General features: G+C 69.9%; 15 protein-coding genes and 1 pseudogene. 7 read left to right on the top strand and 9 right to left on the bottom strand.

Translation table 11 applies throughout. The annotated features are described in order from the left end of the window. The first annotated feature begins 736 nt into the window (after window positions 1-736). Entirely contained in the window at window positions 737-1,312 is a 576-nt protein-coding gene (locus ACWGJY_RS36380) for a TetR/AcrR family transcriptional regulator (RefSeq protein WP_453265179.1), read from the top strand. Between the two features lie 160 nt (window positions 1,313-1,472). Here ACWGJY_RS36380 and ACWGJY_RS36375 read toward each other — a convergent pair whose 3' ends face one another. After that, entirely contained in the window at window positions 1,473-2,741 is a 1,269-nt protein-coding gene (locus ACWGJY_RS36375) for a PucR family transcriptional regulator (RefSeq protein WP_453265178.1), read from the bottom strand. Between the two features lie 185 nt (window positions 2,742-2,926). Here ACWGJY_RS36375 and ACWGJY_RS36370 point away from each other — a divergent pair, with 185 nt between their 5' ends. Further along, window positions 2,927-3,559: a TetR/AcrR family transcriptional regulator gene (locus ACWGJY_RS36370; protein WP_453265177.1), complete on the top strand. Its 633-nt coding sequence runs from the start codon at window positions 2,927-2,929 to the stop codon at window positions 3,557-3,559. Between the two features lie 78 nt (window positions 3,560-3,637). On the opposite strand, the gene ACWGJY_RS36365 is transcribed toward ACWGJY_RS36370, so the two are convergent. Further along, a complete protein-coding gene (locus ACWGJY_RS36365) occupies window positions 3,638-4,045 on the bottom strand; it encodes a type VII secretion protein EccB (RefSeq protein WP_453265176.1) in 408 nt (135 codons plus the stop codon). Between ACWGJY_RS36365 and ACWGJY_RS36360 the strand changes: the two genes are divergently transcribed. Next, the gene (locus ACWGJY_RS36360; RefSeq protein ID WP_453265175.1) at window positions 3,966-4,772 is read left to right on the top strand and encodes an FtsK/SpoIIIE domain-containing protein; all 807 of its coding nucleotides are present in this window, start codon (window positions 3,966-3,968) and stop codon (window positions 4,770-4,772) included. The genes ACWGJY_RS36365 and ACWGJY_RS36360 overlap by 80 nt on opposite strands. A gap of 365 nt (window positions 4,773-5,137) precedes the next feature. Here ACWGJY_RS36360 and ACWGJY_RS36355 read toward each other — a convergent pair whose 3' ends face one another. Next, window positions 5,138-5,488 (bottom strand): hypothetical protein, encoded by a 351-nt coding sequence (locus ACWGJY_RS36355; RefSeq protein WP_453265174.1) that lies wholly within the window; start codon window positions 5,486-5,488, stop codon window positions 5,138-5,140. Between the two features lie 469 nt (window positions 5,489-5,957). On the opposite strand from ACWGJY_RS36355, the gene ACWGJY_RS36350 reads away from it, so the two are divergent. Further along, a complete protein-coding gene (locus tag ACWGJY_RS36350; RefSeq protein ID WP_453265173.1) occupies window positions 5,958-6,590 on the top strand; it encodes a helix-turn-helix transcriptional regulator in 633 nt (210 codons plus the stop codon). Window positions 6,591-7,006: 416 nt separating this feature from the next. Beyond that, a complete protein-coding gene (locus tag ACWGJY_RS36345; RefSeq protein ID WP_453265172.1) occupies window positions 7,007-7,399 on the top strand; it encodes a hypothetical protein in 393 nt (130 codons plus the stop codon). Between the two features lie 60 nt (window positions 7,400-7,459). On the opposite strand, the gene ACWGJY_RS36340 is transcribed toward ACWGJY_RS36345, so the two are convergent. Both ACWGJY_RS36340 and ACWGJY_RS36335 read right to left on the bottom strand, forming a co-directional pair. Further along, window positions 7,460-7,636 carry a hypothetical protein gene (locus ACWGJY_RS36340; protein WP_453265171.1) on the bottom strand — a complete coding sequence of 59 codons (177 nt, stop codon included), beginning with the start codon at window positions 7,634-7,636 and terminating at the stop codon, window positions 7,460-7,462. Between the two features lie 40 nt (window positions 7,637-7,676). Then, window positions 7,677-7,853 carry a hypothetical protein gene (locus tag ACWGJY_RS36335; RefSeq protein ID WP_453265170.1) on the bottom strand — a complete coding sequence of 59 codons (177 nt, stop codon included), beginning with the start codon at window positions 7,851-7,853 and terminating at the stop codon, window positions 7,677-7,679. A 265-nt stretch (window positions 7,854-8,118) separates the two neighbouring features. Between ACWGJY_RS36335 and ACWGJY_RS36330 the strand changes: the two genes are divergently transcribed. Then, the gene (locus tag ACWGJY_RS36330) at window positions 8,119-8,412 is read left to right on the top strand and encodes a hypothetical protein (protein ID WP_453265169.1); all 294 of its coding nucleotides are present in this window, start codon (window positions 8,119-8,121) and stop codon (window positions 8,410-8,412) included. Between the two features lie 442 nt (window positions 8,413-8,854). Here the strand turns inward: ACWGJY_RS36330 and ACWGJY_RS36325 are convergent, their stop codons facing one another. The 3 genes from ACWGJY_RS36325 to ACWGJY_RS36315 all read right to left on the bottom strand — a co-directional run bounded on the left by ACWGJY_RS36325 (window position 8,855) and on the right by ACWGJY_RS36315 (window position 10,213). Then, on the bottom strand, window positions 8,855-9,037 hold the full coding sequence (locus ACWGJY_RS36325) for a hypothetical protein (protein ID WP_453265168.1): 183 nt from the start codon (window positions 9,035-9,037) through the stop codon (window positions 8,855-8,857). A 167-nt stretch (window positions 9,038-9,204) separates the two neighbouring features. Beyond that, complete coding sequence (locus ACWGJY_RS36320) at window positions 9,205-9,609, bottom strand: hypothetical protein (protein ID WP_453265167.1); 405 nt, start codon at window positions 9,607-9,609, stop codon at window positions 9,205-9,207. Then, on the bottom strand, window positions 9,548-10,213 hold the full coding sequence (locus tag ACWGJY_RS36315; protein WP_453265166.1) for a hypothetical protein: 666 nt from the start codon (window positions 10,211-10,213) through the stop codon (window positions 9,548-9,550). Before ACWGJY_RS36315 ends, ACWGJY_RS36320 begins: the two co-directional genes overlap by 62 nt. A gap of 487 nt (window positions 10,214-10,700) precedes the next feature. Between ACWGJY_RS36315 and ACWGJY_RS36310 the strand changes: the two genes are divergently transcribed. Continuing rightward, entirely contained in the window at window positions 10,701-11,081 is a 381-nt protein-coding gene (locus ACWGJY_RS36310) for a hypothetical protein (RefSeq protein WP_453265181.1), read from the top strand. Between the two features lie 280 nt (window positions 11,082-11,361). On the opposite strand, the pseudogene ACWGJY_RS36305 reads toward ACWGJY_RS36310, so the two are convergent. After that, window positions 11,362-11,644 (bottom strand): annotated as a pseudogene (locus tag ACWGJY_RS36305) (IS701 family transposase); the annotation flags it as partial. Window positions 11,645-11,742: the final 98 nt, after the last annotated feature.

The raw sequence follows: 11,742 nt of genomic DNA, 5'->3' as shown, positions 1-11,742 counted from the left end.
ACACCTCCTGGTTGGCAGGGGCGAGGGAACCTCCAACCATATGGTTTAAAAGGGCTGTGCCGCCCGGGCGGTCCTGGTCCGGGGGTGGGTCCCCCCCCCGCGGGGTACGCCACCACTGGGCGCACGGGGGATCGCGGCACGATGAGACGCAGGGCGACGGTGCCGCCCCCGTGCGATCGTGGTGAACGCGGGCGCCACCGGCGTGCCGCCGGGAACGGCGGCGACCAGTGGCGCGTCGCCCGTGTCCACCAGCACTACCCGTCCGGCCGAAACCGGCTGGTCGGCGACGGACCCGTATCCGGTGGCTACCGCCGGACGGCCGCGTCCAGCATGTCCCCGGGCTCCCAGGCCGACGACTCGTCCCGACCAACGCGGAGCAGGCCGGTGCGCGTCGAACGCCGGGTACGGGTGTCGCAATCTCACATGCCGGAAGGACGCCACGTGTCGGAGAACGGGATGGCCCGCCTTCTGCCCACCGATACACTCGACCGCATACCCGGAACACACTCACCCGACCTCTCAGCGCCCTTCAGCACGGGCGCCTGGCGGGACACTTCAGGGACGACCGCACCAACACCGCGGAGACTTTGGAGGCCGTGGCGGGAAGAGGAAGGGACAAAGTCCCCGGCGCGACGGCCGCCACCGGTCCGGCGCGTACCGCGCCACAGAGCGGACAGGCACGAACGTCTCGCTCGTCGACACGGAGGCCGGCATCGCCACGACGGGACACAGCAACGTGAAGCACCGTTACCATCACGGCGCGCTGAAGGGGCCCCTCATTCAGGCAACGCGTCAACTGCTCGCCGAGAAGGGTACCGACGGCTTCACCTTCAAAGAACTGGCCCGCCGCGTCGGAGTCAGCAGAGCCGCCCCCTACCGCCATTTCCCCAGCAGGGACGCCCTGTTCGCCGCAGTGGTCACCAGCGACTGGGAATTGCTCTCAAAGCTCCTGACGGAGTCCGCGCAGCGCGGAATGGGTCCGATAGCTCGGCTGAAGCTGTTCGGAGTCTCCTGCGCCCGCTTTGCGGCGCAGCACACCGACCTCTTCTCGGTCATGTCCGGCGAACGCTACGTGTCGGGCGTGGAAGCCGCCCATCGGACGTGTTTCGAGTCCGTGGTCGACAGTGTCGCAGAGGCCCAGGAGACCGGACTGCTGACCACGCGGGCCCCGTCCGCGGAGGTGGCGCGCCTCCTGTGGGCCACCGCCCACGGCATGACCGTGCTGCACGTGAACGGTGGTCTCGAAGCATGCGGCCCGGACGGCGGCTCCGAGTGCCTGACGGAGTCGGTGTTTGTTGCCCTGCTGGGTTGATGGGGACGCTGGGGAAGGTCTGTCGTGTGTCGGCGGGTGACGGGGCCGGCCTGTCGGCGGTCCCGTGAGGGCGCGGGTGTCCGAGTGCGCTGTGGTGTGTCCCGGGCGGGGACCGGCGCCCTAGCCGCTTGCCCTGACCGCGAGCTGCGGGCTGGGGCCGTCAGCTGTCGACCGCCGCGAGGCCCGCCGCCGTCAGCAGGCGGTCGGCGCCGAGTGCGCGGTGCAGGCGCAGCGCCGTGAGCAGTTCGATCCGGCGGTCCGTGAAGTCGGGACCGAGAGCGCCGGCCGCGGTGGCGAGGCGGAGCCGGACCGTGTTCTCGTGGATGCCGAGCCGGGACGCGGTGAGGGTCTGGGACCCGGACGAGAGCCAGGCGAAGAGGGTTTTGCGGATGCGGGCGGCGCGGGGGGTCGGGTCGGCCAGCTCGCCCAACTCGTCCGCCGCGAAGGCGCTCGCGGCCGACACGTCGCTGAGCAGGACTGCTTCGAGGGCGAAGTCATTGAAGTTCAGGCAGAGTTCGCCGTCCACGGCGAGCATGGACCGCATGTCCTCGATGCGCCGGGCCTCCTGGTAGGCGCGACGGAATCCCTGAAGTTCTCTGCGCTGGCCACCGATCGCGGTGTGCACGCCCGTACGCCCGAGGGCCTCGCGCAGTTCCCCGAGAGTGTCGGGATCCAGGGCGCGGGGGTGGCCGAGCCATGCCGCCCAGGTGGTCTCGTCGATGGCCACGAGCAGGCCGTCGCGCGCCTTCGTCGCGGTCTGCGCGCCACGGAAGACCCGCTCCGCCTGCGCCAGGTCGCCGACGCCGATCAGCACGCACAGGTGGGCTCCCGAGAGCCGGTAGCCCAGGTCGGCCTCCAAGGCGAAGGTACCCCTGTGGTGCTGGCCGTCGAGGATCTCGAGCGCGAGGTCGCGGCGCCGCGGGTCGCCGCCGCGCCGGAGGTCCGCGGCGGCCTCCTCACGTGCGGCCAGCGCGAGCGCCTTGCCCTCCTCGGTCAGGCCCATGACCAGACGGGTGACCCGGGTCACGACCTCGCCGGACACCGTCCCGCCGTCGCCCGCGCCTGGCAGACCCCGCCATTGGGCCTCGGACCACAGGTCGAGCATGCGGCGCATGACGGTCCAGTACAGGTCCTTCACCGTGTGCGCAGGGATGCGCTGCTCCGCGAGCCACCGGCCGAGCCGCCGGGAGGTCTCCTCGTCGACTGCCGCGGCGCCGCCCGACTGCAGGACCGCGAGGGCCGTGGCCTGTACGTGCGCCCTGACCAGAGCGGTCAGGCAGTTGCGGAACGCGGCGTTGCCCTGCCGCTCGGGGCAGACCTCTTCGACGGCCGCGGTCGCGACGGCGTCCACCATCAGATCGACCCACGCGGACCAGTGCGAGGCCCCCGCGGGGGCCTCGGTCACACCGCCGGGCCTCGTCGACTCCATGACGTTCAAGATTCTTCTCCTGAGCTCCAGCCGTGTCCGGTGTCCACAGCGAGACCTCACGGCCCCGGCGCACGCCGGGGAACGGCGTGGCCACCCGCGTGACGACGGTCCGTGCCTCTGCACGGTGGCCGCGAGAGGTCAATGTGAACGCCATAAACATACGGCCCGATGTTAGAGTCGTCAACATGGAGCAAGGCGACAGGCAGCGCGACCGCTACCACCACGGATCACTCAAGGAGTCGCTCATCGCGGGCGCCCGGGAGCTGCTGAAGGAGAAGGGAACAGGGAACTTCAGCCTCAGTGAGCTGGCGCGCCGCGTGGGAGTCAGCACGGCCGCGCCGTACCGGCACTTCGAGAGCCGCGAGGCCCTGCTCGGCGCAGTGGCAGCGCAGGGTTACGAGGAGTTACTGCGTCGACTCGAAGAGGGAGTACGGCCCGGCGTCAGCCCGGTGGAACAGCTCAAGCTGTTCGGCATCGGCTACCTGGCCTTCGCCGCCGACCATCCGGAGCTGTTCCAGGTCATGTTCAACGGCCGCTACAACGAGGAAGCGGGCGGCCCACGCGGCGCGGCCTTCGCGCCGATGATCCACTACGTGGAACAGGCCCAGGCCGCAGGGCTGCTGCCCACCGACGTTCCCTCGTACGAGGTGGCCCGCTTCCTGTGGGCGACGGCGCACGGGCTCACCGTGCTGCATCTGAACGGCGGTTTCGCGTCGCTCGGCATCGACGACACCCCCGAGGGCCTCAACTCGTCGGCGTGGGACGTCGTCCTGGGCGAGACCCCACAAGGCGCACCGGGGCCGGCGGACGGCGCGTAGGGCTGCGGGGGCGGCCCGCGCAACCGCCGCCCCCGGCGCGCGTGGATCCCCTCGATAGGCCGCGCCCGCCCCGGCCGGTCAGGAAGGGCAGTCGCGGCCCTTCGCGCGCGGGGTGACGATGCCGCCGGACGACAGCACCGACGGGTCCAGAGCGGGCCCCGTGGGCACCGCGTCGAGCACGGCCGCCGGCATGGTCTCCCGGGGGGCGTCGCCGAAACCGAGCTGCGCGGCGGCGTCGTCGGAGGGGATCGGGTACTTCACCGCGTCCTCGGTGACCAGGTAGGACAGGGCCCTGCCCTTGCCGCCCGCGGTCGCGACCGCTGCCAGGACACCGCTGCCGGGCTGCACGGCCACGCCGTCCGCGGGCCGGCAGGCGGAAGCGCTGGCCTCGGGGACCACGGACCTCGTGGAGGCCGTCAGCGACGCGTGGCAGGGGCCACGCGCGCCCCGGCTGAGGATGCTTCCGCTCGACCTCGGGGCGGACACCCTGCCGGCCCCCGACGGGGACCTGCGGGTCGCGCTCGGCGTCGAGGAGAGCGAACTCGGCACGTTCTGGCATGACTTCGAGACCTCGCCGCATTTGATCGTGGTGGGTGGCACGGAGGCAGGCAAGACCAACCTGCTCCGTCTCGTCTCCCGCGCGGTGGTCCAGCGTTATTCGCCGGCCGAGGCGAGGGTGGCGCTGGTGGACTTCCGGCGCGAGCTGTACGACGAGGTGCCCCAGGACAGCCAGCTCGGTTACGCGGTCTCCGTCGACGTCGTGCGCGAGCTCGTGGACGGCGCGGCCCGCGCGATGAAGACCCGGGTCCCGGGCGCCGACATCACACCGGCGCGGCTGCGGCTGCGCGACTGGTGGACCGGGCCGCAGCTGTTCGTGATCGTCGACGACTACGACATGCTGGGCAACACCGTCAACTCGCCGTTCGCGCCCCTGCTCGACCACCTCGCCCAGGGCGCCGAGATCGGCCTGCACCTCGTCGTCGCGCGCGGCGCCAACGGCGCCGGCCGCGCGATGACGAGTGACCCGCTGCTGCGCCGGCTCACCGAGGTCAACACGCCTGTCCTGCAGATGTCGTGCCCGCCCTCCGAGGGGCAGATCGTCCTGGGCACCAAGCCTCGCAAGCTCCCCGCGGGACGCGCGCTGCACATCACGCGGCGCGGCGTCGTACAGGTCCAGACCGCGAGGATCGCGGAGACTCCGGCACAGGTGTGACGGCGGGAGGCCGCGCGCGCGAGCCGGCCGGGGCAGCACATCCGTCCGGGCCGGCTCCCGTGCGTCCGGCCACCGCGGCCGGCCCCGCCGCGTCCAGGGGCCGCGCCCGGAACGGCCACCTCCAGGCTGACCTCGCCTCGGTCACCGGAAACGCCACTCCCCCACTGCCGGCCCACCGGGTTCCAGCCGTACGCACGCCCCTGACAGGGCCGCACGGACGGCCGCCGGACCGCCGCGATGCGGAAGAACAACAGGCAGAGGGGCCTGGGCAGCCGTCGCGTGGACGGCCGCCCGCGCCCCTCTGCCTGTCGTCACACACCGGGAGGGGCGTGCGGCCCTCTCCGGCTCACTGCGCTCGCGACCCGCTACGACCGCACGTTCAGGGCACGTTCGATGTCCGCGGCCATTGCCTGGTGCCCGGTCTCGTTGGGATGGGCGGGCGCGGCCGAGGTGCCGGGGACGACCGGTTCGACCCAGCGGGTGCCCTCGGCCTTGCACATGTCGTGGCCGACGCTCGGCTTGTACGTGTCGACATACGCCGCGCCGCCGAGTCTCGCGCGCCTGGCGAGCATGGAGTTGAGGTACTTCTCCGAGTCCCGCAGGTAGGCGAAGTCTCCACTCGCGAACGGGACAGCCGCGCTGGTGCAGCTCGACCCGTCGTCCGGGAAGAGGTCGGGGTAGCCGATGACCGGCACCCGCGCGTGCGGGGCGCCCATGGCGTCGCGCCACATGCGGTGCGTACGAGGGCAACACACCGCTCCTGGCCTACACGATCCGCAACCGCCTTGCTGGGATTGGGCGTTCAGGAGTAGGGGTACATGCGGGAATTCGGGAAGGGGTACATGCGGGCGGGACGGCGTGACCGAAAGTACCGCGAGCGGCCATACTCGGCCCGGAGCGTACGTACGGCGCCGAGAATGAGGCGGCGGAAGCGCTCTGCCCCTCCCCCAGCGGATTGGGCGTCCTTCGCTGTGACGGGGGTCCACGGCACCGCACCGTCCCGCGGTACACCACCGGGCACCTGTGCATGTCCGGCCACCGGCGGCCACAGCCGCCGCCCTCCGCCCGCGCTCCTGTCTCACTCCACCACACTGTGCACGACGACCTGTCACGATGGCCCACACCTGGCGCATCGCACACTGTCTAGTCTCCCGGTAGAACTACTTCTCGCCCGAGGGAGATTCTGTGCCTGCACCGGCGCTGGCCGTCGTGGCCAGTGATCCGATCACGCGTGACGGCGCCATCGCTTTCTTTCGCAGCACCGGCCAGGTGGAGCTTCTCCCGGCGCAGCGGCAGGCCGATGCGGAAGTCGTCGCGCTCTTCACCACACGAGTGACCGAGGAGACCCTGGCCGTGATGCGGCGGCTGGCGTCCGAGAGTTCCCGCCCCGACATGCGCATCGTGCTCGTCGCGGAGTGCCTCGGCGAAGCCAAACTGCTGCGCGCCGTGCGCTACGGCCTGGTCGGCTTCGTGGACCGCTCGCGCGCCGGCCTGGGCCTGGTGCTGCACTCCGTGCTCAAGAGCCGGGAGGGGCAGGCCGAACTGCCCGACAACCTGGTCAGGACGATCATCGAGCAGATCAAGGCGATCGAGGACAAGGTCCTCGAACCGCACGGCCTCAACGCGGCCGGCTTCACGGAACGGGAAACCCAGGTGCTGCGTCTTCTCGCCGAAGGCCTGGACACCGCTGCGGTCGCGGACCGGCTGAACTACTCGGAGCGCGCCATCAAGGGCATCATCGCGAAGATGAACGTCCGCCTGGGGCTGAGCAATCGGGCCCATGCCATAGCCCATGCCATGCGCTCCGGCGTGTTGTGAGGCTCGTCGGCGGGCCGGTCCCTCAAGGCCGCCGTCATTGCACCCGGTCGACATCTGCAAGAGCTCACCGTTGGCTGCTCCGAGTGCGCCGGCATCCTCCCGGGCCTCGTCCGACAGATTGTGTGACCGGCGGGAAACTCGTTCGCCGCGCGCGGGCCTCTCGGTGTTCCACAGGGCCGGTCTGGACGGCTGCTCCTAGAGTTTCGACCCGGCGGCCATGGCGTGCAGCAGGGTTCCTGAGCGGCGTCGCGTCAGGGCGGTACCCCAACGGGCGGCGACCGCGGTGCCAGGGACAGAGGGCCCTGTGGTCTACGACATCGCAGGGGCCGGGGCGTTCCGCGCGGCACGTGACGGTGACCGAGCGGCCCCCGCCAAGCCCCGGCTTTATCGAACCTCCGACAGAAACGAGACGAATCATGCAGGTGAAATCCCGGATCTTCGCCGGAACGACGATCGTGGCAGCCGCTCTGGCCGCCACGACAGCCCTCACCGCAGCCACCGCCTCCGCGGCCCCGGCCTCGATCGGAACGGGCCGTGTGCAGCTCTGCTCCCGGGGCGACTACAGCTCTTCCCTGTCGCTCTCGGGCTCCGGACACTCCCAGCGGACCACGTATGTACCCACCGGCCAGTGCGAGACGTTCGACATCCCCTTCGACGCGACGCTGAGCGTCGGCGGACGCGGCAACAACGGCGCGACGTTCTCCGTGCCGGGGCCGTCGATCCAGTCGAGCCCGTCGCACGCCGGCATGAAGCCGGCCAGCCTGGGCACCGAGTCGTCCCCCAGCTTCGTCCAGTACGCCAACAACTGAGCGCACCTCCGGCGAACAGGCCATGTCCGGCTGAGCTGATCATTCTCAAGGCAGGCGGCGTCAGCCACTCAGGTAGCCCAGAGGCACGATGCTCACCGCACGCCAGTCGTAACCGCCTTGTTTGAAGCCGGCGGCCTCCCACGTGAGGTTTATCTGCTGCCCGAGCGGCAAAGCGCGGAAGCCAGCTATCTGAATGTTGGAGTAGCGGCCGAAGCAGCCGCCGGGCGAGTCGAGCACCCCCACCCCTCCTCGTCGCTCCACCATCGGACGGTCGCAGTCACCATGTCCGGAACCTTACGAATGCCAGGTCGACAGTTGCGGCCGTGGTGAAAGCGAGGCGCAGATGGGTGCCGATCGCTGTCCCGGCGGTGCCGGCCTCGGTGCCGACACCGGGTATGGGCAGCAGGATGCGATCGGTGCGGTCGCAGGTCAGCCCGTGGATGGGCCACTCCACGAAGCCCTCCGGGATCGGTCCCGGTGACGGCGCCGGTCCGATCCACCAAGCCGGTGGGCAGTGTCGTGGACGGTTCGGGCGACGAGAGTACGAACAGGAGGTGGCACCGGTGTCGCCATCGAATACCTCCTACGATCCGGGATGTGCGATCGCCACAGTGGTTACTGCCGCTCCGCGCCATAAAATAAGCCGTCGAACAACAAAGGGCCGACAGGCACCTGTTGCCCCTTTCAAAGTAGCGCCAGCGACCCGTAAGGACCTACTGATGATTTCCGCACGCGTGAAGAAATTCACTGCATCGGCAGCTATTGCGGCAGGAATGGCCGCAGCAGCTTTTTCTCTCACCACGGGAGCGGCCTCCGCCGCGCCCGCTTCGGCGTCGGCTGACGCCAACTACTACTATTCCACCTACGACAACCCGGGCTCATGCGCACGGGACAGGGATATCAACCAAGCGCAGCACGCGGAGCACGGGGGGTACTTCTACTGCGGCGGGGCCAACGCCACTGAGCTCTGGTACCACGGAGACCACGCCGTCCCCGCCGAGGGTGGCAACTGACCCCACTTGGGCATCGACTGAAGAGGGGCCGCGTCCCGGCATCCGGGGCGCGGCCCCTCGCTGTCGCTCGCCTGGGCTGCGGCAGCTGGGGCTCGCACCCGCACCACCCGCTTCGCAGCACTTCGCCCCTCATGGAGGGGCGCTCTCGTCCGCTCCGGCGGACGAGCCCCCCGGACCTCGGTGGCGAGCCGCTGACCGGAGTCGCGCAGATCGACCCTCACACCTGTCCTGCGAACACGCAGAACGGCATTGTCGACGTTGCCTGTGAGCCTGTCGGTATCGACATGTAGGACTTTCGGACCGGGATTTTCGCCGGCGAGTGGGCGCTGCTGTCCGTCCCACAACTGCTGGACCTTGACGTCTGGTGTGTGCTGAGGACACGCGTCGGCCTGGCGAACAGCAGCGCCCGTCACCCCGGGAGTACTCCAGGGCCTCCCCGAGCTCAGTAGTCCAGGAGGTAGTTCTTCAGGCAAAGGCCGTCCAGCAGAGCGAAGCCCACAGGGCATTGGCTGTGGGTCGCGTGGACGGTGGGGCTGGCGTCGGTGGCCGAGGCGCTGGGTGCTCCGGCTGCTGTCAGCCCGACTGCGGCGGTCGCCGTGAGCAGCAGGGCTGTGATGCGCTTCATCAGTTCCTCCTGTGGCGCGTCGAGCATGCATATATATCCGTCATCGAGGCAGGCGGCTGGGCTCACCACACCTTTCCCCTCCCGAGATCACTGGAAGTGATGCGTGCCGGGTGCCCACTCGCCGGCGGTTTTCAGGCCGTCGGCGGGTGGGCGGTTGCGTGTGGTGGTCAAGCGTCGCCGGGTTTCTGGCTGGCGGAGGTGCAGGCTGTCCAGAGTTGGTCGAGGGTGCTCCTGGTCCGTAGCACGAGGACGTTCTCGATCACGTGTGAGCCCTCCAGGGGGCCTGCGGCGAGCGCACGGTTGAGGGCAGTGGTCAGAGGGAAGTCGCCGAGACCGGGGACGGGCTGTTCGAGGTACCAGAGTTGCCCCTGGTCGCCGGAGCGCAGGCGATCCACCTTGACGGTGACGCCTTCCCTGCCCTCGGCGACGGTGAGGTAGAAGTCGAGTCCGTTTCTGATTCGGGTGGTTCCGGTATCGGTGGGTTCGAACTGCCAGGTCCGGTTGCGGCAGTCAGGGGTGTCGCCGGAGTTGATCCCCCTTTCGGCGGGCCGGCCGGCACCCCACAGGCGCATCTCGGTGCCGCGACGGTCCTCTGAAGGCGGGGGGGGTGATGATCAGGCCACTGGCGGAGTGCACCAGGAGCTGGCGGGTGCCGGCGGGAGGTGTGTACATGCGGTTCCCTCCCTCACGCCGGCCCTCACGACCCTTGTCGCCGTTACCGTTGTCGTGCGGGTGGGAAAGCGGGCGCAGGTGGGCAATCTCGCCGTAGATGGTGCCCAGTTGCAGTCTCTGGCTGGGGCCGCCGTCCTCGTCCGCCAGGACTTGATAGCCGAACTCGCGACCGGCGCTGCTGCGCACGGTCGCGTCGACCCGCTCGAGCCGCCACACGTCATGGGCGTCGCTGGGCGCGAAACGCAGGTAGACCGGGCAGCGCAGCAGATCTGCCGCCTGTAAGCGCAGATTGCGCGGCTCGTTGCCGGAGAGGTCGAGCAGGTTGGCGTCCGGGCCGCCCAGAACGAAGAGCGTCCTGGCTGCGGGCGAGAAGTCGGCGCCGCCGGTCTCCAGGGCGAACTCACGTCCGCCGGCGCCGAGGTAGACCCGGCCGGCGGGATCCGTACCCTTGGTATGGAAGGTCTGCACGGTGATGCGAATGGTGTCAATCAGTTCAGACTCCATGCCTCTCCTCTCATGACCCGGCCCTGGGCGGCCGCGTCGTGGCGGCCGGCGCACCGGCAGATGTGGCCCGCAGCGCGGAGAGCAGGACAGCCCCGTATCTTGCCCTGGGGTCGGGAACTGAACTGGCAGCAGAGGCCTTCGGGGCATGGGTTGTCATTCCAACTGCTCCGCACGAGCGACATGTTGCCCGGCCCCGTCATGGCGTACTCCCCCAGCCGCCGTACCTGAGCTTGTCGGTGTGCCACAGGTTCGGCCCAGTCGGCTCGCCCTAGAGTTTTCGTACCGGCGGCCGCGGCCTGCGCTGGGTCCCCGAGCGGCATTGAGTCGGGGGGATCCCCGCCGGTCGGCGATTGCCGTGCCAGGGACAGACGGCCCGGTGGCGTACGACATCGCAGGGGCCGGCGTTCCACGCGGCACGTCGCGGCGATCGAGTGGCACCCCGGCGAACCACAGATCTATTGGACACGCGTCAGAAATGAGATCAATCGTGCGGATGAAATCCCGGATCTTCGCGGCCACGACGTTCGTGGCCGCCTCTTTGGCCGCCACGATGGCCACCGCTTCGGCGGCCCCCGCTTCGATCGGTACGGGCCGTGTGCAGCTCTGCTCCCAGGGCAACTACAGCTCTTCCCTGTCGCTCTCGGGCTCCGGACACTCCCAGCGGACCACGTATGTACCCGCCGGCCAGTGCGAGACGTTCTCCATCCCCTTCGACGCGACGCTGAGCGTCGGCGGACGCGGCAACAACGGCGCGACGTTCTCCGTGCCGGGGCCGTCGATCCAGTCGAGCCCGTCGCACGCCGGCATGAAGCTGGCCAGCCTGGGCACAGAGTCATCCCCCCGTTTCGTCCAGCACGCCAACAACTGAGCGCACCTCCGGCGGAGCGGGCACGTCCGACCACCACGCCGCCCCCGGGCCCGAGTTCCTCGGCCCCGGGGGCGGCGCCCGCTTTTCGTTCCTGCGCTGCGTCCGGTACGCCGGACCCGCCCAGGGCTTCCGCGACGCCCCCGCCCCGTCCACCGACTGGCCTCAGCCGCCGCCCGCCCGGCACCGCCACCTCGGTGAACGGCGGCGGCGATGAAGAGGACCACCGGAGCCGTCCTCGGTCTGTGCGCGACCGGCCCGCTGCTGCCGGCCGTTCCTCTGCCCCATTTTCCCGGGCCCGATATACCACGACCGGCAGAAGGGCGTGGGCAAGCATGGCAAGGGCGATTGCCGATACCAGCCCGCGTAACGGCGGACTTCATACGCGTCGAGGCCACACTCGTCTTTGGCTGCCTGGAAACACTCCTCGATCGCCCAGCGTGCCCCGGCGATCCGCACCAGCTCCTCGACAGTGATGCCCAAAGGGGCGTGAGCAAGGAAATAGGCGATCCGGTCGGGCGCTTGCTGATGCCGCGTCGGGTCAGCGCCCACCGCGTCCGGTGGGGAACGGGCCTTGACCCTTGATCGTGGACACCGGTTGTCATGCGGCAGTGGCCAGCGTAGTTGATCGTTGCTCGAAGGCGGTCGGGCTGATCTGACCGAG

Source organism: Streptomyces sp. NPDC054765 (genome assembly GCF_053612065.1).
The sequence above is the reverse complement of the archived record's forward strand: the minus strand, read 5'-3'. Positions and strand labels throughout refer to the sequence as shown.